Annotated in this window: 19 protein-coding genes; 9 read left to right on the forward strand and 10 right to left on the reverse strand. The window is 54.5% G+C overall.

Annotated features, from left to right (window positions below; genetic code table 11):
- Positions 1-406: 406 nt before the first annotated feature.
- From TA5113_RS03165 to TA5113_RS03180, 4 genes are all read left to right on the forward strand, one after another.
- Positions 407-1,240: a hypothetical protein gene (locus tag TA5113_RS03165; protein ID WP_058316270.1), complete on the forward strand. Its 834-nt coding sequence runs from the start codon at positions 407-409 to the stop codon at positions 1,238-1,240.
- The gene (locus tag TA5113_RS17130) at positions 1,126-2,220 is read left to right on the forward strand and encodes an endonuclease/exonuclease/phosphatase family protein (protein WP_245627200.1); all 1,095 of its coding nucleotides are present in this window, start codon (positions 1,126-1,128) and stop codon (positions 2,218-2,220) included. The genes TA5113_RS03165 and TA5113_RS17130 overlap by 115 nt, the downstream gene beginning before the upstream one ends.
- A 100-nt stretch (positions 2,221-2,320) precedes the next feature.
- Entirely contained in the window at positions 2,321-3,430 is a 1,110-nt protein-coding gene (leuB, locus tag TA5113_RS03175; RefSeq protein WP_058316335.1) for a 3-isopropylmalate dehydrogenase, read from the forward strand.
- 140 nt (positions 3,431-3,570) lie between these two features.
- On the forward strand, positions 3,571-4,521 hold the full coding sequence (locus tag TA5113_RS03180; RefSeq protein WP_058316269.1) for a DMT family transporter: 951 nt from the start codon (positions 3,571-3,573) through the stop codon (positions 4,519-4,521).
- Between the two features lie 80 nt (positions 4,522-4,601).
- Here TA5113_RS03180 and TA5113_RS03185 read toward each other — a convergent pair whose 3' ends face one another.
- From TA5113_RS03185 to TA5113_RS03200, 4 genes are read right to left on the reverse strand one after another with little or no spacing between them, the layout of a single operon-like run.
- Positions 4,602-5,555 carry a sugar ABC transporter substrate-binding protein gene (locus TA5113_RS03185; RefSeq protein WP_058316268.1) on the reverse strand — a complete coding sequence of 318 codons (954 nt, stop codon included), beginning with the start codon at positions 5,553-5,555 and terminating at the stop codon, positions 4,602-4,604.
- Positions 5,556-5,579: 24 nt separating this feature from the next.
- Positions 5,580-6,569 (reverse strand): ABC transporter permease, encoded by a 990-nt coding sequence (locus TA5113_RS03190; protein WP_082625954.1) that lies wholly within the window; start codon positions 6,567-6,569, stop codon positions 5,580-5,582.
- A complete protein-coding gene (locus TA5113_RS03195) occupies positions 6,566-8,080 on the reverse strand; it encodes a sugar ABC transporter ATP-binding protein (RefSeq protein ID WP_058316267.1) in 1,515 nt (504 codons plus the stop codon). The genes TA5113_RS03190 and TA5113_RS03195 overlap by 4 nt, the downstream gene beginning before the upstream one ends.
- Positions 8,080-9,543 (reverse strand): aldehyde dehydrogenase family protein, encoded by a 1,464-nt coding sequence (locus TA5113_RS03200; protein ID WP_058316266.1) that lies wholly within the window; start codon positions 9,541-9,543, stop codon positions 8,080-8,082. The genes TA5113_RS03195 and TA5113_RS03200 overlap by 1 nt, the downstream gene beginning before the upstream one ends.
- Before the next feature lie 218 nt (positions 9,544-9,761).
- On the opposite strand from TA5113_RS03200, the gene TA5113_RS03205 reads away from it, so the two are divergent.
- Positions 9,762-10,529 carry an IclR family transcriptional regulator gene (locus tag TA5113_RS03205; protein ID WP_058316606.1) on the forward strand — a complete coding sequence of 256 codons (768 nt, stop codon included), beginning with the start codon at positions 9,762-9,764 and terminating at the stop codon, positions 10,527-10,529.
- Between the two features lie 15 nt (positions 10,530-10,544).
- On the opposite strand, the gene betI is transcribed toward TA5113_RS03205, so the two are convergent.
- Positions 10,545-11,129 carry a choline-binding transcriptional repressor BetI gene (gene betI / locus TA5113_RS03210; RefSeq protein WP_058316264.1) on the reverse strand — a complete coding sequence of 195 codons (585 nt, stop codon included), beginning with the start codon at positions 11,127-11,129 and terminating at the stop codon, positions 10,545-10,547.
- A gap of 188 nt (positions 11,130-11,317) precedes the next feature.
- Here betI and TA5113_RS03215 point away from each other — a divergent pair, with 188 nt between their 5' ends.
- The 4 genes from TA5113_RS03215 (at position 11,318) to betA (ending at position 17,301) form a co-directional block, all read left to right on the forward strand.
- Entirely contained in the window at positions 11,318-12,526 is a 1,209-nt protein-coding gene (locus tag TA5113_RS03215; protein ID WP_058316263.1) for a BCCT family transporter, read from the forward strand.
- A gap of 69 nt (positions 12,527-12,595) precedes the next feature.
- Positions 12,596-14,104, forward strand: a complete 1,509-nt coding sequence (gene betC / locus TA5113_RS03220) for a choline-sulfatase (RefSeq protein WP_058316262.1) — start codon at positions 12,596-12,598, stop codon at positions 14,102-14,104.
- Positions 14,105-14,154: 50 nt separating this feature from the next.
- On the forward strand, positions 14,155-15,612 hold the full coding sequence (gene betB / locus TA5113_RS03225) for a betaine-aldehyde dehydrogenase (RefSeq protein WP_058316261.1): 1,458 nt from the start codon (positions 14,155-14,157) through the stop codon (positions 15,610-15,612).
- A 33-nt stretch (positions 15,613-15,645) separates the two neighbouring features.
- Entirely contained in the window at positions 15,646-17,301 is a 1,656-nt protein-coding gene (betA, locus tag TA5113_RS03230) for a choline dehydrogenase (RefSeq protein ID WP_058316260.1), read from the forward strand.
- Here the strand turns inward: betA and TA5113_RS03235 are convergent.
- From TA5113_RS03235 to cyoA, 5 genes are read right to left on the reverse strand one after another with little or no spacing between them, the layout of a single operon-like run.
- Positions 17,298-18,020, reverse strand: a complete 723-nt coding sequence (locus tag TA5113_RS03235) for an SURF1 family protein (protein WP_058316259.1) — start codon at positions 18,018-18,020, stop codon at positions 17,298-17,300. The genes betA and TA5113_RS03235 overlap by 4 nt on opposite strands.
- A gap of 19 nt (positions 18,021-18,039) precedes the next feature.
- Positions 18,040-18,396, reverse strand: coding sequence for a cytochrome o ubiquinol oxidase subunit IV (gene cyoD / locus TA5113_RS03240; protein WP_058316258.1), 357 nt, complete (start codon positions 18,394-18,396; stop codon positions 18,040-18,042).
- Complete coding sequence (cyoC, locus tag TA5113_RS03245) at positions 18,393-19,061, reverse strand: cytochrome o ubiquinol oxidase subunit III (RefSeq protein WP_058316257.1); 669 nt, start codon at positions 19,059-19,061, stop codon at positions 18,393-18,395. The genes cyoD and cyoC overlap by 4 nt, the downstream gene beginning before the upstream one ends.
- Before the next feature lie 5 nt (positions 19,062-19,066).
- On the reverse strand, positions 19,067-21,106 hold the full coding sequence (cyoB, locus tag TA5113_RS03250) for a cytochrome o ubiquinol oxidase subunit I (protein ID WP_058316256.1): 2,040 nt from the start codon (positions 21,104-21,106) through the stop codon (positions 19,067-19,069).
- A 2-nt stretch (positions 21,107-21,108) separates the two neighbouring features.
- The gene (gene cyoA, locus TA5113_RS03255; RefSeq protein WP_058316255.1) at positions 21,109-22,191 is read right to left on the reverse strand and encodes a ubiquinol oxidase subunit II; all 1,083 of its coding nucleotides are present in this window, start codon (positions 22,189-22,191) and stop codon (positions 21,109-21,111) included.
- Positions 22,192-22,354: the final 163 nt, after the last annotated feature.

Below are 22,354 nucleotides of genomic sequence, written 5' to 3' on the forward strand. Positions count from 1 at the left end.
TGAGGACCTCAAAAGAGCCGCCCCGAATGGGGCGGCTCTTAACGTTTGTGGCGCAAATAAGGCGCTCTCAGATGCGCATAACTCGCTCAAATCCGACGCTTCAAAACAGAGATCGTGCTTAAATTTTGGAATATGCGATCTCTTTTGCGAAATAATAATGCATGAGCAGATGCCCCTAGAGGCATGGATTCTTGCACTTTTTTCCAAAAATTGGTGCAAACGCGCACCACTTTGGCGGCTCAACCCCAGATATTGGGAGCAATTCCAAACTAACAGTTGAGCGCAAGACCAAAACACGGCACGATTAGGGCAAGAATGAGGCAGATCTGTCAAAACTGACAGAATCTCAAGTTGGAAACAGCACGCGGCATTGAATCGTGGCGGTCCAGTTTGAAGGGAAAGAGCAGTGCTCACACAATTTATAAGCGCGATCACACGCGCGGTCTTGGTCGCATTTTTAGTAGCCCTTCCGGCGCTACTCTTGCCCAATGTCAGCTCGGATTCCTCTCAAGTCGTTATTTTGGTTGCGCTCTTCGCCGCAGTTTTGGTGTTCATTGAGTATTACGCCACCTATCCTAGCATCGTAGAGTTCCGCTACGCGCCACCCTTTAACCGTTTGCGCTATGCGGCCGTCCTTATCACCGTTTTCACGATCACCTCGGTCTACCGCCATGCAGCCGACCCCAATGCTTTGAACGGTCTGCTCCGCGCGATCTCGGCTCTGGCCGGCAATATGCTAGACTTTCCCTACTCACCTGTTCGCTTGGTCATCCTGACACTTCCTGCGGATGCCTCCATCAGTGACGTGACCTTTGTGCGGCTAGCTGCAGGTACGGCCTATCTCTTTTCCCTGATTGGGCTGGGGGTCTTTTATTTTATCGTTCGCGTCCTGGATTGGCCTGCACGCAATGGTGCTTTCAACGTCTGGATCAACCTGCCCCTATTTGATCCAACCGTAGGCGGCGACGTCTTGACCCGCCTGACTCGCGACGGACGCCTTAACATCGCGTTAGGGGTTCTCATGCCATTTTTGTTCCCGGCATTTGTGAAAGCGATTTCTGACATTGCGAACCCGCTGCAATTGACGAACCCGCAAACACTGATTTGGACGGTGGCAATTTGGGCATTCTTCCCAGCTGGCTTGGTCATGCGCGGTATTGCGATGACCCGGATCGCCACGATGATCGGCGAAAACCGCAAGCGCGCTTACGCCGTTGCGCAGGGTTTGCAGCCGGTCTGATCCTTTCCGCGACTGTAACAGTCGCCGACCCCATCCGCATCGCGATCTTTAACACTGAACTGAAGCAACGCGGCCCCGGTCTTCTTTTGCGCGACATTCAACGACTGACACCACAAGTCCGTGCCGTCGTGGAACTCATCAAATCCTATGATGCAGATATCTTGGTATTGCAGAGCATCGATTACGATTACAAAAACCAAGCGGCGAAGGTTCTCGCCCAGCTGATCTCAGATCCAACCACCCCTTACGCATACATCTACGCTCCCTTCCCAAACAGCGGCATACCGTCGGGATTGGACATCGATGGTGACGGCCGCAACGATGGCCCCCGCGATGCTCAAGGCTATGGACGGTTTCCTGGACAAGGCGGTATTGCGGTTTTCTCGCGGTTTGAGATCGACAGCCAAAACGTCCGAGATTTTGGGACACTCCTTTGGCGCGACGTCTCAGCATCCAAGTCACTTGAACAGCTCCTTCCGAAAGACGCGATCCCAATCCAGCGGCTTGCCTCAGTCGGCGCGGCGGCGGTCCCCATCAGGATAGACGGTCGCACTCTCTGGATCCTGACCCATCATGCGACCCCTCCGCTTTTTGACGGCCCCGAAGATCGAAACGGCTACCGAAACGCTGCGGAAAACCAGTTCTGGCAATTCTACCTTGATGAGGTGTTCGGCGACGTACCGTCTGATCCTTTCATTTTAGCGGCACAGCTCAATGTCGATCCCTCGCGTGGCCAAGGCCAGAAGGCATCATTGAATAGTTTCCTCCGGGACGATCGATGGTCAGACCCATTCTCAGAATTAGCGGCTGAAAACCGACATACAGCAATTTTTAAAACCGCCGGAAAACTGCGCCTAAGCTATTTGCTACCCTCAACGGGCTTGCAGATTCTGGACTTCGGCACTTCAAAAACCATCCCCCAAAACGATGATGTGAGACATAGTCGCCACCGGCTTCTCTGGATCGACGTTGATTTCTAGGAAATTGATGTTGCAAACCCCACAATCGCCCTTCATTTCTTGATCTTTCCACGCGCAGAAGCTAGGCAGCGGCAAGCATATTTTTGAAGGATGAATGAACATGAGCAACCCATCTCTGTTGATCTTGCCTGGTGATGGCATCGGCCAGGAAGTCATGGCTCAGGTCCGTCGCATCGTAGAGTGGTACGGCGACAAACGCGGTCTGAAATTTGACGTCGAAGAAGACCTGGTGGGCGGTGCAGCTTATGACGCCCACGGCACACCTTTGCATGACGACACAATGGCGAAAGCTCAAGAAGCAGACGCCGTTCTTTTGGGTGCTGTTGGCGGCCCAGCCTATGACGATCTGGACTTCTCTGTGAAGCCAGAACGCGGTCTGCTTCGCCTGCGCAAAGAGATGGACCTGTTTGCGAACCTGCGCCCAGCGCAGTGCTTTGATGCGCTCGCAGATTTCTCTTCCCTGAAACGTGACATCGTGTCTGGTCTGGACATCATGATCGTACGCGAGCTGACCTCTGGCTCTTACTTTGGAGAGCCACGCGGCATCTTCGAAGAAAATGGCCAGCGCGTCGGCATCAACACACAACGCTATACCGAAGCTGAAATCGACCGGGTTGCGCGTTCTGCGTTTGAACTGGCACGCCGCCGCAACAACCGCGTTGTGTCCATGGAAAAAGCCAACGTTATGGAATCTGGCATTCTGTGGCGCGAAGTCGTGGAAGCGGTACACAAAGCAGACTACGCGGATGTAGAACTGTCCCACATGTACGCAGACAACGGCGCAATGCAGCTGGTCCGCGCGCCTAAGCAGTTCGACGTGATCCTGACCGACAACCTGTTCGGCGATATCTTGTCTGACTGTGCGGCGATGCTGACCGGTTCTCTGGGCATGCTGCCATCCGCGTCCTTGGGCGCACCGATGGAAAACGGCCGTCCAAAAGCGCTTTATGAACCGGTACACGGCTCTGCGCCTGATATCGCGGGTCAAGGCAAAGCAAACCCATGTGCATGTATCCTCAGCTTCGCAATGGCGCTGCGCTACAGCTTTGACCAAGGCGACGAGGCAACCCGTCTGGAAACTGCGGTGCAGCAAGTGCTGGCAGATGGCGTACGCACCGGTGACCTGATGCAAGCGGACGACGCGCAGCCAGTGAGCACTGCCCAAATGGGTGACGCGATCCTAGCGGCACTGGACGCGTCTCTGGCGTAAACGCCAAAATATTAAAGTAAAAGAAGCCGGCGCCGTTCAAGCGCCGGTTTTTTCATTCGGGGATCTCAATTTGAGCGCTTGTGAGGTCGCACTCTTGGGCGTAAGGAAATGTTAGCGATATCGCCAAGAATGGAGTCCCCATGACCCCGACCAACAACCTCAAAGGCGCCCTGCTATCTTTGGGTGCGTTCTCAATCTACGCCACACATGACGTGATCATCCGGTATTTGGGTGGCACCTACTCTCCCATGCAAATCCTGTTTTTTGCGGGGCTCTTGGCGTTTCCGCTGATCACACTCATGATCGTCACCGATGGTCGAAACAGCACGGTGCGCCCTGTGCATCCATGGTGGGTGGCGATGCGCAGCGCGACAATGGTGGGCGGTGGCGTCTTCGGCTTCTACGCATTCTCGGTCCTGCCGATGGCGCAAGTCTATGCAATGCTGTTCACCGTACCGCTGCTGATCACGCTGATGGCAATTCCGATATTGGGAGAGCGCGTCGGTATCCACCGTGCAGGCGCGGTGATCCTTGGATTGGCTGGCGTCTTGATCGTGGTTCGTCCCGGTGTCGACCCGCTTTCATTGGGGCATCTGTCAGGTTTTGCAGCCGCACTTTGTGTGGCGTTACAATCAGTTGTTGCCCGACGCATCGGCAATGACGAAAGCCAGATTGTGATGATGCTTTATCCATATGCTGCGATTTTTGTGTCGATGGGTGTCGCACTGGCGTTTGTTTATAAGCCGATGCCTTTGATTGATTTCACCGCCACAGGCGGCATCGCCGTATTGGGGTTCATCGCCGCAATGATGCTGGTCACGGCCTACCGCGCAGGTGAGGCGGCAATCGTCGCTCCTATGCAATATAGCCAAATCATCTGGGCGACGATTTTTGGCTATATCTTCTTCAATGAAAGTCCGGACTTTCAGACGTTGCTTGGAGCGAGTGTGATTATCGCAAGCGGGATCTATATTCTTGTTCGCGAGGCCGTGGCAGGCAACTCAGAGAATACGCCGGTCCTTAGAAACCGCTCGCGCGCCATCGCGCCTGGGGGATTCAGGATATCGCAGGCCCTTAAACGTAAGCCCTGACAATCCCGAAAAGAAAAAGGGCCACCGGTGGATGCATTGCCCGGTGGCCCAATCTGCTTCTGAACCAGAAGACTTTATTCTTAAAAGACTTTGTTCGGGTCGTAGCGCTTGAACGCTTCTTCTTTTGTGACCAGACCAGAGTAAAGCGGGGTGATATTTGGCAGCTCGGCGCCCGCCAGCATCGCCATCAGGTGATGGAACCCAACTCGACCGATCTCATCACTGTCATTTACTGCGGTTGCGATGAAGTTAGAGCCGTCACGCATCATCTCACGCAAGCTGTCTTTACCCGCATCAGAGGCACCGAACACCATCTCCGCGCCACGACCAGCGTCCGCTGCCGCTTTTTGCGCGCCTAGACACATAGAGTCGTTTTCGCAGAACACGCCGTCGATCTTGTCAAACTTCGCTAGCATATCGGACATAACTTTGTAGCCGCCATCAACGCCCCAGCCACCAAAACCAGGTGCGACGGTGATCTTCATATCAGGGCTAGAACCAAGTGCCGCTGTAAAGGCTTCGGTGCGCGCGATACCAATGGAGTTATCCGCAGGACCACCTTTGATCACCAAGATGTCGCCCTTGCCGCCCAGATGCTCCTCCATATGGTCGCCAATAACGGTGCCCATCACATCATTCTGCGCACCTACCCAGTTCCATGGGGTAGACAGGTTTGTGTTTTGCCATAGGCGGTCGACAAACACAGCTGGAATGCCTGCTTCTTCAATGGCGATCAGAGCGGATGGAATGGTCTCAGTCGGACCCGCGCTAATGATGATACCGTCCACGCCTTTGGCGATCAGGTCTTCGATGTCGCTGGCCATTTTCGCCGCGTCAAAGCCTGCATCGGTCGAGATAACCTCCACATTGTCAAACACGTCAGCTTCGCGATGTACCGCCACATCCATGCCCGCAAAGTAAGGTGCGCCGTAGAACAGGTTGGCCACACCGATGGTGATTTTGTCTTCCGCCCATGCACCGGTCGCAGTCAGCGCGAGCGCCGCACATGTCAGAGTTTTCCTGATGGTATTCATAGTTTCTCCTCCCATTTCAGGTATTCAATTTTCTGGTTTGCGTCGCACAAGCACGGCGACGAGAATGATCAAGCCTTTCAGAATTTGTTGGTAATAGGATTGGACGTTGAACAGGTTCAGCACGTTGTCGATCACGGCGAGCGCGATGACTCCTCCAAACATGCCGCCGACTGTTCCACCGCCGCCGCCAAGAATGCCGCCGCCGATCACGACCGCCGCGATAGCGTCCAGTTCATAGGCAACACCCACAGACGGTTGCGAGATGCCAAGCCGGGCTGCCAAAAGAACGCCTGCCAGAGCGGCAAAGAAGCCGCAGATCACATAGGCCAATGTCACTTTTGCGCGCACGTTGATGCCTGCAAGACGCACAGTTTCCGGGTTCATCCCTATGGTCATGATGGCCCGACCCGAGCGGGTGTGGTTCATGAAGACCCAGACGATGGGTATGACCAATAGGAAGATCGCAAACGGCACTGGAACGACGCCAAAGATCTTGCCTGCCCCCAGCACTTTCAAAAAGAAGGTGTCGCTCGCATAGGTGGGTGTCTCTGAATACACAAACACAGCACCGCGCACCGCGCCCATCATGGCTAGGGTCACAATGAATGGCTGCAAGCGTAGATAGGCGATCAAGATACCATTGATCAGACCGACCAAAACACCCACACCCAGCGCGGCGGCGATGGCGACTGGCAAAGGGACGACCCCCTGCAAACCAGAGACTAATACAGCGGCAAAAGCCACCGTTGACCCAACCGACAGGTCAATCCCGCCCGAGCGAACCACCACATACATACCAATCGCCAAGAACCCTGTGGTCACCATTTGACGAGCGACATTGGTTAAGTTGCGTTCGGTTAAGAAAGCGTCAGACGTAAAGGCCGCGATGACAATCAACGCCACCAGCGCCATACCAAAGAACAGGTTTGTTTTTGCGCTTTGGCTCATGGGTTGCCTTTTCTCCTGCGAGGTTCCGCTGGTCGCAATTTGCTTATCCACTGCTGCATCACTCATGCGGCTTGTTCCTTGTCGTCTTCATTGGCGTCTTCGGTCGCGAGGCGGAAAATCTCTTTCTCCGTCGCCTCATCGCCCGCAATTTCGCCGGTAATTTTGCCGTCTTTCATCACCAAGATACGGTGAGAGAGCCCAATGAGTTCGGGCATTTCTGAGCTCACCAAGACGACGGTCATACCGTCGGCGGCGAGTTCCGCGATCAAGCGATAGATCTGGATCTTGGTTGCAATATCCACGCCACGGGTCGGCTCATCTAACAAAAGCACTTGCAGCCCATCCATCAGCAACCATTTGCCAAGAATAACTTTTTGCTGGTTGCCGCCGCTCATCCGACGCAGGACTTGGCCCAACTTTGGCGGGCGAATATCCAGGTCTCGGATTTGTTCACGCACAAGCTGCTTTTGCTTCGGACCGTTCAAAAATGGCCCGGTCATGACCCGGCTCATAGAAGCAAGCCCGGTATTTTCTAAGACATCGGTGTCCAGAGCGAGACCATCACGTTTGCGCTCTTCTGTAACAAACCCAACACCCGCGTCCATTGCAGCCGCAGGCGTTTTGCCGGAGATGACATGGCCATTCACCAAAACCTCACCAGCCAGACGCGGAGCGGCACCAAAGATGGCGCGCAAAACTTCGCTGCGACCAGCACCAACGAGGCCGCCAATCCCCAGAATCTCACCACGATTAGCAGAGAAGGACACGCCATCGACGCCGGGTGCATGCAGATCGCGCACCGCCAACATCTCTTGATCTTCCGAGGCACCTCGCTGAGGGAAGATGGCCTCAAAAGATCGGCCCACCATGGAATGGATCAGCCGGTCTTTAGAGCAATCGCCACGGAAGAATTGGTCGACAGTTTCACCGTCTTTCAGGACGATCAAACGATCCGCCAGCTCAAGCACCTCTTCCAAGCGGTGTGAGATGTAAAAGATAATCGTGCCCTGATCGCGCAGCCGATCAATTTGTTTAAATAGCAAATCACTCTCAGTTTGGGTCAGAACGCCGGTGGGCTCATCCAAGATCAGCAACTTTGGTTCAAACTGGATTGCTCGGGCGATCTCAATCATCTGCTGAATCGCCACCGGATAACTTCCGGTCATCTTGCGCACATCGATCCCTGTCAGACCCAGGTCTTCGAGATGTTCAGAGGCTTCACGGTGCAACCGCACCCAGTCGATGGTTCCGAAACGGGTCGTCGGCAATTCACCCAAATAGAGATTTTCAGCAACCGATACATCCGGCAGCAAGCTGAGTTCCTGATAAACCGTGCGGATACCCAGATCGAAAGCCGTATGGGGCGAGTCGATGGCGACGGGTTTTCCATCGATCTTGATCTCACCCGCTGTTGGTTGGCGCGAGCCCGCAAGCAGCGACATCAACGTCGATTTCCCCGCACCGTTTTCACCGCAGATCGCCACAACCTCGCCGGCCTTTGCGGTCACGTCAGCGCGTTTCAGCGCTAACGTGTCGCCATAGCGTTTCTGCAGCGATATGAGCTCCAGTTTCTGCATTATGCGCTCGCGGTCTCGTAAACGTTAAAGGCGTCTTTCAGCACGATGGTCTTTGTTTCAGAAAAGTCCTTCAGGGTTTCCATCAACCCTTCACGCACGCCATTGCCACTCAGTTTGCGGCCACCAAACGGCAGGCATTCAATGCGCATTGCGGTCTGGTGGTTCACTATCACGGTGCCCACTTCCAGCTTCAGTCCCGCATTCATGATCGCTTTGAAATCATTTGTGAAAATGGACGCCTGCAAACCAAAAATGCTGTTGTTCACCTTCGCGATCGCATCCTCAATTCCATCAAACGGGATCAAAGGCAGCACTGGACCAAACACCTCTTCATGCAAAAGCGTGCTGTCGTCGGGCACGTCCACAAAAACCGCTGGATTGATGTGCTGGCCATGCTGCTCACCACCGATCAAAAGCGTAGCGCCCTCTTCGACCGATTGATCGATTTGCGCTTTCACACCATCAGCCGCGCGCTGTGTGATCATCGGACCCACATCCGTATCGGGTTGCGTGTGATCGCCGACTTTCAGATTGCGGGTCAATGCGACAACCCGATCGACCACCTCTTGATGAATGGATTGGTCCACAAACACCCGCTTCACCGCACAGCAGATCTGACCGTTGCCAGAGGTGAACCGTCCAGCAACCACCGCTTCGGCAGCAACCTGCGGATCCACATCGCCGCAAATGATTGTGGCGTCAGAGCCACCGAGTTCCAGGTGCACTTTTTTCAAGGTTTTAGACGCCGCAGCGCTTACCAAACGGCCCACCTCGGTGGAACCGGTCATGGAAACCATGTCCACGCCGTCGATCTCTGCCAAACGCGCACCAACCACCTCACCGCGCCCGGTGAGAATTTGGTGCGCGCCTGCAGGGAGACCTGCCTCTTCGTAGTAACGCGAGATTTCCAGCATCGCCAAAGGACATTCATCCGGCGCTTTGGTGATGACGCAATTGCCCGCCGCCAAGCCGCCAGCGATTTTATGCGACCAAAGTTCGACCGGGTAGTTGAAAGGGATAATTGCCGCGATCACGCCTTTGGGCTGATAGACGGTTAGCGCAAGAGAGTTCTCCAAATTGGGGATGCCGTTCAAGGGCATCGCATGGCCAAACAAGCGCTTTGCCTCTTCCGCATATCCTTTGATGATCCGTGCCGCAGCATCGATTTCCCAGCCATCAATTTCGCGGAACGTCTTGCCGTTTTCTGCATTCAGCAGTTTCACCAGATGGTCACGATTTTCGGTAATTCGTGCGGAGACGGTTTCGAGAATTTCCGCGCGTTTATGAGCAGGCATTGCCGCCATCGTGGACTTCGCGCTCAGGGCCGCAGCCACAGCATTGTCGACGTCTTCTTTCGTCGCAGAAGGGACGGAATCCAGCACCGTCTGGTCCGACGGATTCAGAATCTCCATGACTGAACCGTCCTGGGCGTTTACCCAGTCTCCCCCCAATAACATTTTCATTACGGCGTCTCCTTACGCGCTCTTTGTACAATAATCTTATGCTTGTTCGAAATGCGTACAACGTCAAGAATATTTCTGAAAAACTATCAGCCTATTGTTTTTTATGAATTTTATCTGCGTACAGACGAAAATCCGTAGGCTTATATGACCACGCGCAATTTCCATTTGACCAATATACTCACCATATCGTACACATATTGAAACAACCGGAGACCGTGATGAAACGCGATTCGAACAAGAGTTCTACCGTTCTAAAAGCCTTCCATGTTCTGGAAGCTGTCAGCGCACAACGCACGCCAGCATCCGCTGCGGAGCTCGCGCGGGAATTGGGCATGGATCGGGTCACGGTTTACCGGATGCTGCGCACAATTGCCGACGCCGGATACCTGGTCATGGACCCGGCGACGAAACGGTTTTCACTATCCGGACGCATCTTGACGCTCGCCGCGCCGCTACTTGAATCCGACGACCACGGCCGACAAGTGGACGCGCTTTTGGAGCGGGTCGCCCAGCGCACGGGAGAGACTTGTCACTACTCTGAGCTTTCAGGCAGCGAAACGCTTCTCACCCGTCGCGCGAAAGGTCAGCAACTTGTTGCGGTGGACTTTCAGATCGGCAAACGGTGTGAGCTGCATGCAACCTCTGTGGGTAAAGCAATCCTCGCCTTTCAAGAGGCCGACTTCATCGAAGATTACATGAAGTTGGATTTGGTGAGCTACACTCCCCACACCATCGCAGCCCCTGAGGGTCTGCGCAAAGAGCTGCAAACCGTACGTGAAAAACAGATCGGATTTGACTACGAGGAACTTTCAGAGGGCATGAATTGCGTGGCCGTGCCGGTTCCGTCAATGATGGGAAAAGTTGAAGCGGGAATTTCGATTTCCGGTCCCGCCTTCCGCCTGACAAAACGCCGCCTCCAAGAACTAGCAGACATCATGCTTAGCGAAGTCGAAGTCTTCAAACGCAACCGCGGCGCAGATCTTTAGGTCGCCTCCCGCGCGCTATGCGGCATGGCCCAATAACAGATCCGCAACGCGGCGTGCTTCGGCCCGAGCGGCGGCCGCATTCAGTGCCCCTTCGGACTGTGTCGCCTGCAACCAAACCCCATCCATGTAGCTTTGCAGCGCGCGCCGTACGACATCGACCTCTGCGTCTGGCACCAGATGCTTTAGCTCGGCTCGGAAATGGCTACGCACCCGCTGACGGTTGATCTCTTGGATACGCGCCAAACGTGGCTGATAAGGTGCGGACGCCCAGAACTGAACCCAAAGGCTGCATTGTTCGACTGTGAAAAGTGAGTCGTCAAAATTGGCATCCAGAATGGCGTAAAAGCGGTCGATGGGTGACTTGGCTTGATTATATCCAGCGACGACAGCGGCCGTAAGCTTTTGCAGAAGATACCGCATTGTTGCTTCCATGAGCCCGTCTTTAGACCCGAAATAGTAGCTAATGGATGCGGCCGTTGTTCCAGCTTCACGCGCAATTTCTGTCATCGTAACAGTCGCATAGCCATACTGATGCACGGCAACAATTGTCGCCTCAATCAGCTCTTCATTGCGAATATCCCGGATGCGTTTTCGGCCCATGGAACAAGTGTGCGCTACTCTGGCTTTGGTTTCAATATATGAAAACTCAACCAAAAACTTGAATGATCATTTAATTTTTGCTCTTGTGTCGACACCAACGGGATCGAGCAGCAATCGCGCCGCGTCCAATTGGCAAAAACTCATACGGACCGGAGACACCGGCCGATCTCTTTCACTGGGAGGTGAAAATGACCGTTTTAATTTCCGCAGGGATCTTACTGGCGTTTGCGCTCGTCGCTTTCTGCGTCATCAAATGGTGGAATGTCACCGTGGTTGGCGTGACACCAGTCCCGCTTCTGACTTTCATCGCAATTCTTTTCACGTCTGGCTTAGACGTGGGGCTGATCATGTTCCCGCTCGCTTGGGACTTCCCTCTTTATGCCGACACGGCCGCTGAACCTGCCTATGGGTTCACCAACCCGCTGGCGCTTGAATTCGGCTTTTGGGGCTTCCTGATCTGGGGTTTTTACTTCCTGACGACATTCTACTTCTGCGTCATCGAACCAAAGGTGAAGTTCTTCGAGATCGGCATTGTGAAGCTGATCAACAACATCGTGATCATCGGCACCTGCGCCTTCACTGGCGCGTTGTTCCTGATCTATCTGCCCTATTATGCGACCTTCGTTGGTGACGGCGAAAGCGTTATCACCCCGTTCTATGTGGTTGTGTTCTTGGTGATCCTGTTTGCGGCCTTCTCGTCCACAGACATCAAATACGTCCGCATCTTGTCGCTTGGCTCCTCGGTCCTGTTTGCCGTGCTGATCCTGGGCATGTGGATCTTCTCTGGAATGGGCATCGGCGCCTTCTTTGGCACAGCGTCAAACATTGGCGGCTACTTTTCGAATATTCACAAGTTCATCCTGCCATTGACGGACTATCACGAGTTCTACCTGTTCTGGTGGTTCGCATGGTCCATCATGATCGGTCAGTTCACCTCGCGTTTCGTGGGCGGCCTGAAGACTTGGCAGGTGCTTTCGGCGCTCTTGATCTTCCCGTCGATCCCGCTCGGGATTTGGTTCTCGGTGCTATACTACTACCACCTAAACAGCATCGAGCTGACGCTGATGATCAACATCTCCATGGCTGTTGTGGGCGTGATCTTCGTGATCAACTCCTTTGACTCACTGATCCGCCTCTACACCGACAACCTTGGTCTGACAGTGCAAAAACTTGGAAAGCTGCCTTATATTCTGGGCAATGCCGTGGTGCTCTTTGTGCTGACGCTGTTGTTCCAAAGCCAGTGGCTGCAAATCCAATGGATCGGCGCCGTGGTGATCGGGCTTTATGTGGCGTGTCTGGCCTACATCATCCTCTTCAAAGGCAAAGAGGTTATGGCGATCAACGCAAGCCCTGAAGAAAACGAATTGGATTTCAGCAAGATCGAAACCGTTCACTAACCATTTGAAAACCCCGGCCTCCGCCGTTTTGTTGGAGGCCGGACCAACCCAAGAGAAGTGTGATCTGCGATGGCGTCTCCGAATATTCTCATCCTGATGGTGGACCAGCTGACCGGCACGCTTTTTCCGGATGGGCCAGCAGATTGGCTACACACACCTAATTTGAAAAAACTCGCCGAACGCTCCACACGCTTTTCCAATGCATACTGCGCGTCGCCGCTCTGCGGACCATCCCGCGCGAGCTTTATGGCAGGCCAATTGCCATCAAAAACCGGCGTCTACGACAATGCCGCCGAGTTCCGCAGCGACATCCCCACCTACGCCCACCACCTGCGCAGAGCTGGCTATTACACTTGTCTCAGCGGCAAGATGCACTTTGTGGGCGCGGACCAGCTCCACGGTTTTGAAGAACGCCTGACCACAGACATCTACCCGGCCGATTTCGGCTGGACCCCGGACTATCGCAAGCCGGGCGAACGCATCGATTGGTGGTACCACAATATGGGCAGCGTCACCGGCGCTGGCGTGGCCGAAACCACCAACCAGATGGAATACGACGACGAGGTCACCCACCACGCCAAGTCAAAACTCTACGACTTATCCCGTGGTCAGGATGCCCGCCCTTGGTGCCTGACCGTCAGCTTCACCCATCCCCATGACCCGTATGTGGCACGGCGCAAATATTGGGACCTTTACGAGGATTGTGGCCATCTTCTCCCCGAAATCCCGGCGATGGATTACGAGGATCACGACCCCCATTCCAAACGCATTTTTGACGCCAATGACTGGCGCAATTTCGACATCACAGAAGACAATATCAAACGCGCGCGCCGAGGTTACTTCGCCAATATCTCATATCTCGATGACAAAATCGGCGAGATCCTGGAAGTGCTCGAAACCACCCGCCAAGAGGCCATCATCGTCTTCGTTTCTGATCACGGCGATATGTTGGGCGAGCGCGGCCTTTGGTTCAAAATGAGCTTCTTTGAAGGCTCTTCGCGTGTGCCGATGATGATCGCTGCGCCTAATATGACTGAGGGCCAGATCGACACGCCTGTATCCACGATAGATATCACGCCAACACTGGCGGCGTTGGCAGGCATCGACCCCGAAACCATTGCCCCATGGAGCGATGGCCAAAACCTTGTCCCGCTCGCCAACGGCGAAACCCGTACTGAACCCGTCGCGATTGAATACACAGCCGAGGCGTCTTACGCGCCGCTCGTATCCCTGCGCTACGGCAAGTGGAAATACAACCGCTGCGCCTTAGACCCAGACCAGCTCTTTGATCTGGACGCAGACCCGCACGAGCTAAACAATCTCGCTGACGAACCCGCCCACGCTGGAACCCTGGCAACACTTCGCGCCAAATCGGAAGCGCGCTGGGACCTTGACGCCTTTGATGCAGACATCCGTGCCAGCCAGGCCCGCCGCTGGGTCGTTTATGACGCGCTGCGTGAAGGCAAGCACACCGCTTGGGAGTTTCAACCGATGCAAGACGCCTCGCAAAGCTACATGCGCAATCACATGAATCTCGACACCCTAGAAGACAGCAAACGCTTCCCCCGCGGGGAATAACGCAAAGCGCTTTCTTTTTGGTCCAAATATCCTCGCCGAAGGCATTGAACATGACCCATCCTGCACAACCAACCGCCAGCCATTTTATCAATGGCGCTTATGTCGAAGACACATCCGGCACAGAGATCCCAGTGATCTACGCTGCCACCGGAGAACGCATCGCCACCGTGCATGCGGCGACGCCCGATATCGTGGAGCAAGCCCTTTCATCTGCGAAAGCCGCCCAAAAAGAATGGGCCAAGATGACGGGAACAGAGCGCGGCCGCATCTTGCGCCGCGCGGCCGATATCATCCGTGACCGCAACCACGAACTCTCGGTGCTTGAAACCTATGATACGGGCAAACCTCTGCAAGAAACGCTGGTGGCTGATGCCACGTCCGGTGCCGATGCGCTGGAATATTTCGGCGGCTTGGCGGGCAGCCTGACAGGCGAACACATCCCCATGGGCGAAGACTGGGTTTACACGGTGCGTGAACCGCTCGGCCTTTGCGTCGGGATCGGCGCATGGAACTACCCGACACAAATTGCGTGCTGGAAAGGCGCTCCGGCGCTGGCCTGTGGCAATGCCATGGTTTTCAAGCCATCCGAGACGACACCGCTCTGCGCGCTCAAAGTCGCCGAGATTTTGCATGAAGCAGGACTGCCTGCGGGGCTCTACAATGTCATCCAGGGCATGGGCGAAGTGGGCGGTGCACTGGTCACGGATCCGCGGGTCGACAAAGTCTCCCTCACCGGTTCTGTGCCAACTGGCAAAAAGGTCTACGCCGCTGCCGCTTCAGGCATGAAACACGTCACCATGGAGTTGGGCGGAAAGTCACCCCTGATCATCTTTGACGATGCAGATATTGACAACGCCGTCGGCGGTGCGATCAACGGAAACTTCTATTCCTCGGGCCAAGTCTGCTCAAACGGCACCCGGGTCTTTGTACACAAGAACATCAAAGAAGAGTTCCTCAAAAGCCTCGCGGAACGCACCAACAACGCAATCCTCGGGAATCCTTTGGACGAGGAAACAAACTTCGGGCCAATGGTGACTGAGAACCAGATGAACATCGTTCTTGGCTACATTGAAAAGGGCAAAGCCGAAGGCGCACGCCTGATTTGCGGCGGCGAACGTGCGGATATGGACGGTTACTATATCAAGCCAACCGTTTTCGCCGACGTGACTGATGACATGGTGATCGCTCAAGAAGAGATCTTTGGGCCTGTCATGGCCGTGCTCGATTTCGAAACTGAGGAAGAGGTCATCGCCCGCGCCAATGCCACCGAGTTTGGTCTTTCTGCAGGTGTTTTCACAAATGACCTGAGCCGCGCCCACAGGGTGATCGGTCAGATGGAAGCGGGCAGTTGCTTTATCAACTCCTACAATGACGCCCCGGTCGAAGCCCCCTTTGGTGGCGTAAAGGCCTCTGGGGTTGGACGTGAAAACTCCAAAGAAGCCATCAACCATTTCAGCCAAGTGAAGTCCGTCTACGTCCGCATGGGCGACGTAGAAGCAGCGTTCTGATCCTCACCAACCCAGCCAATCGAAAGTAAAGCCATGAATGCGGATTATGTGATTGTCGGAGCGGGCAGCGCGGGCTGTGCCATGGCCTATCGCCTGTCTGAAGCGGGTAAATCGGTCTTGGTGATTGAACACGGCGGCACCGATGCGGGACCTTTCATTCAGATGCCTGGTGCGCTGAGTTATCCCATGAATATGTCTCGCTATGATTGGGGCTATAAATCCGAACCCGAACCACAGCTCAACAACCGCGAGCTGGTCACCCCGCGCGGCAAAGTAATCGGTGGGTCTTCCTCGATCAACGGTATGGTCTATGTGCGCGGACATGCGGGCGACTACAAATACTGGTCTGAAAGCGGCGCCCATGGCTGGGACTTCGCGGATGTGTTGCCCTATTTCAAACGCATGGAAACCTGGAATGATCGCGGTCATGGCGGGGATCCTGACTGGCGCGGCAGCGATGGTCCGCTCCACGTAACCCGTGGCCCAAGGGATAACCCGTTACACGAAGCCTTTGTTTCCGCTGGTGAACAAGCGGGCTACCCGGTCACCCAAGACTACAACGGCGAACAGCAAGAGGGCTTCGGCCCTATGGAGATGACCGTCTACAAAGGGCAGCGCTGGTCCGCAGCCAACGCCTATCTGAAACCGGCTTTGGCGCGCGACAATTGCGATCTCATCCGCGCGTTTGCACGAAAAGTGGTCATTGAAAACGGACGCGCCGTTGGCGTCGAAGTTGAGCGTGGCGGCAAGATCGAGGTGATCAGTGCGAATGCGGAAGTCATCTTGGCCGCATCTTCTATCAATTCCCCGAAGCTGCTCATGCTGTCAGGCATTGGGCCTGCGGGGCACCTTGCGGAACACGGGATCGACGTGATCGTCGACCGCCCCGGCGTAGGCAAGAACTTACAAGACCACTTGGAGTTCTACTTCCAGTTCGCAGCAAAACAACCGATCACGCTTTTTAAATATTGGAACCTCCTCGGCAAAGCCTGGGTTGGGGCGCAATGGCTATTCACCAAAACCGGCCTTGGCGCGTCAAACCAATTTGAAAGCGCGGCGTTCATCCGCTCCGACAAAGGCGTGGACTACCCTGACATCCAATACCATTTCCTGCCGCTTGCGGTGCGCTATGACGGAAAGGTCGCGGCAGAGGGTCATGGCTTCCAAGCCCATGTGGGCCCAATGCGGTCTGATTCACGCGGTGAAATCACTTTGAAGTCCGCCGACCCGAAAGACGCACCAAGGATCTTCTTTAACTACATGTCCACGGAGAAAGATTGGACCGACTTCCGCAAATGTGTGCGCTTAACCCGCGAGATTTTCGCGCAGGACGCGATGCAATCCCATGTGAAACATGAAATCCAACCCGGCGATGCCTTACAATCTGATAATGAAATCGACGGCTTCTTACGCGAGCATCTTGAAAGCGCCTACCACCCTTGCGGCACATGCAAAATGGGTGCGGTGGATGATCCGATGTCCGTTGTCGACCCGGAATGTAGGGTGATTGGTATCGACGGTCTGCGTGTCGCCGACAGCTCGATCTTCCCGCGCATAACCAATGGCAACCTGAACGGTCCATCCATCATGACGGGAGAAAAAGCCGCTGACCATATCCTCGGACGACGCCTTGCCCCTTCAAATGCCGAGCCGTGGTACAATCCGAACTGGCAGACCTCCCAGCGTTAGGTTTGATCTGGGCTGGTGCGGTGGCTTTTGACACGATCCCAGATCACGAAAGCCATGGCGGCAAAGAACAGCAATGCCATGCCATACCATGTCAGCGCATAGCTTAGGTGGCTGTTGCGGAATTCGAGCTTCGTCAACCCACCGCGCGGCCATGTGGCTGGCTCACCAACGTGCTCCATCGCGATGAAGTAAGGCGCGCTTTCGACGTTAAACGCGGTATCCATCGCTTCGAGATCAACCGACACCCAACGATTGGCGCTTGGGTCGTTCTTCTCAAGCGCGGTGCCTTCGGGAACAGATGGCCTTGCAAGACCAATGATCTCAACGTCACCAACAGGATTGGTCCATTCATCCGGTGAAAGACCTGAAGGGACAAATCCACGATTGACCCAAAAAACCGCATCTTCGGTTTGCAATGGCGTGAGCACCCACGCACCCGCACCAAGATCGGTCAACGCTTTCACAGTAAGAGCTTTGTCGTGCTGAAAGGCCCCATCGGTCTTAACGCGAAGGTACTCAGGCATCGCCTCATCGGGCTTAGCGTCGACGGGATCACCATAGGCGCTCGCCTCAACACGCTCGATCAGATCCAGCTTCCAGGCCAAGCGTTTCACCTGCCAGTTGCCCAGCAAGATCATCGCCAAAAAAGCAGCGCCCGCCAGGATGAGGATGATTACATCCACCCAGAGCGGGCGCTTATTGTCTTTTTCAGTACTCATATTCAACACTTAAGCAGCATCAAGGCAGGTTGCGAACCCGCTCGATCTGTTCGTGCGCTGGCATCATGTTCTCATGCAGGTGTGAAATCACCCAGATGGAGCCTGCCAGAATGATCACAAGCAAGATGGCTGAGAACAGCAAGGACATCGCTTGCCAGCCATCCTCCGCGCTCACTGTCACGTGCAGGAAGTAATAGACGTGCACCAGCACCTGAATGGCACCCATTACCACAACAATCGCGATCACAGTGTTGGTGTCACTGATCGCCCCTGTCATCACGAAGTAAAACGGGATGACCGTCAGGATGACCGAGAAGATGAAGCCCATCAGGTAGTCGCGATAGGCCTTTGCGGAATCGTGAGTATCTGCGCTCATAGCAACACCCCAATCAAGTAGACATAAGAGAACACACCGATCCAAATCAGATCGAGGAAGTGCCAGAACAAGCTCAGGCAGGAAATCCGGCGTTTGTTTTCATGGGTCAGACCATGCATCTGGACTTGGATCAGCAAGATGACCAGCCACAGCGCGCCGCATGTGACGTGCAAACCGTGCGTGCCCACCAAGGTCCAGAAGGCCGACAGGAAGGCTGACTCACCCGGACCGGCACCGATGTGCCAAAGGTGCATGAATTCCTCGATCGACATGTAAAGGAAGGCCAGACCAAAGACGCCGGTCACAACAAGCCAGAACATCATCATGTTCTTCTTGTCTTCGTGCATCTTGATCATGGCGAACCCATAAGTGATCGAAGACAGCAGCAGCCATGCTGTGGCCCAAGCGATCTTGTCCAACTCGAACAGATCGATCGGCGCAGGTCCGGCTGCATATGACTGCCCAAGCACCGCATAGACCGCAAAGAGAATGCCAAAGATCAGGCAGTCACTCATCAGGTAGATCCAGAAACCGAGCATGGTGCCGGTTTCGTGGTGGTGCTCGTGGTCATCACCATCGTGATGACCATCATGCGCGTGCGGGTCCTCGGTTACGTAGAACTCGTAACCGCCTTCAGGAGCGGGGCTGGCGATTGAAGCGGCCATTGGCGTTACTCCGCAGGTGTAGCGACTGGGGCGGATTTCAGTTCGATGTCACGAACCTCGTCTGCCGGAATGTAATAGTCGCGGTTGTAGTTAAAGGTATGGGCGATGCCCCAGACCACGGAAGCAAAGAAGGTCAATGCTGCAAGCCACCAGACGTGCCAGATAAGCGCAAAGCCCATCACCGTCATGAAGCCCGAGATGATGATTCCGCTACCGGTGTAATGCGGCATATGGATCGGCGTGAAGCCTTCCGTTGGGCGGCCTTTATAGCCGTTATCCTTCATGTGCTGGAATGCGTCGATCGCATAGACCCGCGGCGTGAAAGCAAAGTTGTAATATGGTGGAGGAGAGGTGGTCGCCCATTCCAACGTACGGCCAGTGCCCCAAGGGTCATCGCCACATTTCAACTCATCGCGTTTGTAGATCGACCAGACGATTTGCATGATAAAGGCGAGAACACCCACCGCAATCATCAAGGCACCAATGAGAGCAACGAAGAAATACCCTGCATAGAAGGTGTCTTCGAACTGACTCAAACGGCGGGTCACACCCATCAGCCCCATGATGTAAAGCGGCATGAAGGCGAACCAGAAACCGATTGTCCAACCCCAGAAGCTGAGCATTCCCCAGCCGCGGTGTAGGTGGAAACCAAAGGCTTTTGGCCACCAATAGTTGATACCGGCGAAGATACCAAAGACCACACCACCGATGATCACATTATGGAAATGCGCGATCAGGAAGAGCGAGTTGTGCAACACGTAGTCCGCAGGCGGAACCGCCAATAGTACGCCCGTCATACCACCGACCACAAAGGTCAGCATGAAGGCCACAACCCAAAGCATCGGAAGCTCATAACGAATCCGACCTTTGTACATAGTGAAAAGCCAGTTAAAGAGCTTGGCTCCCGTTGGGATCGAGATAATCATTGTCGTGATCCCGAAGAACGAGTTCACGTCAGCGCCCGCACCCATTGTGAAGAAGTGGTGCAGCCAAACGATGTAGCTCAGGATCATGATCACGCAGGTCGCGTAAACCATGGATGTGTAGCCAAACAGACGCTTCTTGGTGAATGTTGGCACGATCTCGGAAAAGATACCAAAGACCGGGATCGTCAGGATGTACACCTCTGGGTGACCCCAGATCCAAATCAGGTTCACATACATCATTGGGTTCCCACCACCGTCATTGGTGAAGAAGTGGGTGCCCAGATACCGGTCTGCGGTCAGCAGCGCCAAAGTTGCAGACAGAATTGGGAAACTCGCGACAATCAAGACGTTGGTACACAAAGTGGTCCAGCAAAAGATTGGCATCTTCATCCAGGTCATGCCCGGCGCGCGCATTTTCACCAAGGTCACGATCAAGTTGATGCCTGACAGCGTCGTCCCGATACCGGCGATGTTCAAAGACCAAAGGTAATAGTCCATGCCCACGCCCGGACTAAAGGTCAGCCCCGATAGCGGCGGATAAGCGAGCCAACCAGTCGCCGCGAACTCACCCACAAACAGAGAGATCATAATAAGAACCGCGCCGGACACCGTTAACCAGAAGCTGAAGTTATTCAGGAACGGGAAGGCCACGTCGCGTGCACCGATCTGCAAAGGCATCACGTAGTTCATGAAGCCGGTCACAAATGGCATCGCGACAAAGAAGATCATGATCACGCCATGAACGGTGAAAACCTGATCGTAGTGATAAGACGGCAAGAAGCCGACATATCCAGCCGAGGCCAAGGCTTGGTGCAGACGCATCAACAGCGCATCGGCAAAGCCACGCACCAACATGATGACCGCCAGTATCATATACATGATACCGATTTTCTTATGGTCGATGGAGGTGAACCACTCTTTCCAGAGATAACCCCATAGGCGGAAATACGTTAGAGCCGCCACAACCACGGCACCCAGAATGCAAGTGCCGATGAATGTGCCGAAGATGACCGGGTCGTAGAATGGGAAGATGTCCCAGTCTAGCTTACCCCAGAACCAGTGGACCGAGCTGACAGCGTCGCTGCTGTGCTCAGAAACATGTGCGTTTGAGCTTGCCATTGTCAGTGTGCCTCAAGCTTTTGTTCAGTGACTTCAGAAGGCGGGATCAAGCTCATGGCGTGAATCACTTCACCTTTGGATTGTTCAAGATCCTTGCGCAGCAGAAGGAACAGCGCTTCTGGATCATCGGCAGAGCAGAGCCCGCGGAAGAGCTCGCGGTTGTAAAGGCCTTCAAGGCCACCACCGCCTAGGGCATCCACCATCATCATATCGTTCAGGCAAAGCTCTTCTTCACCCGCGCACATGTTCAGGATCTTGTCCCAGATACCGTCTTCAACCGCGCCGAAATATTCGACTGGGTGTTTCGTGGTCTGCTCTTGCAGACGATCAAAGTTCGAACGGTCCAACACGTCGGCTGAGGTTTTCACCTTTTCAACCCAAACATCAAAACCGGCCTCATCCACGGCGTGGAAATCAAAGTTCATGTGCGAAAAGCCGATACCGCTGTAGTTTGCGGAAATGCCTTTGAACGTGCCCGGTGCGTTGATCACGGCGTTCAGCTCGGTTTCCATGCCAGCCATCGCATAGATCATGCCCGCCATCTCGGGAATGTAGAAAGCGTTCATCACGGTGTTAGAGGTGATCTTCCACTCTACCGGACGGTCAACAATCGCTGCTGCCTCGTTTACAACGGCGATGCCTTGTTCCGGATAAATGAAAAGCCACTTCCAATCCAAAGCAACCACCTGAACCTCCAGCGGCTCGACGGTTGGATCGATCGGCTTTTCTGCCGAGATCCGCTTTAGATCATCATATGGTTCCAGACGGTGTGTCGCGACCCAAGTCAGACCTGCGAGACAGATGATAATTGCCAAAGGCACCGCCCATACGACGATCTCAAGGCTCACAGAGTGATCCCACTCCGGCTCGTAAGTCGCGTTTTCGTTGGATTGGCGATACTTGACCGCGAAGAAGATTGTGAGTGCAGTGACAGGGATGATGACGATCAACATCAAAACCGTTGCGTAGACGATCAAGTCGCCCTGTTGCTGCGCGATGTCACCGGACGGATTGAGCACTGTCAAATTGCATCCGGCGAACAGAAATGTCAGGCTCAATAGTAGAGCCAGCCTAGAAAACCGCATTGGAAACCAGTCTTTGTTATCGGAATTTAGCTGGACAGCACCACGGGGAGGAGCAGACTGCCTTGCGGGTGTGGCAATAACGGGTGTGGACATTGGGTGCAAGATGCTGCACTGCGACATTCGTCCACGCCTTCGGGTTTTAATGTCGCAGCAACGTCTGAAA

The organism is Cognatishimia activa (assembly GCF_001458335.1).
GTDB classification, from domain to species: domain Bacteria; phylum Pseudomonadota; class Alphaproteobacteria; order Rhodobacterales; family Rhodobacteraceae; genus Cognatishimia; species Cognatishimia activa.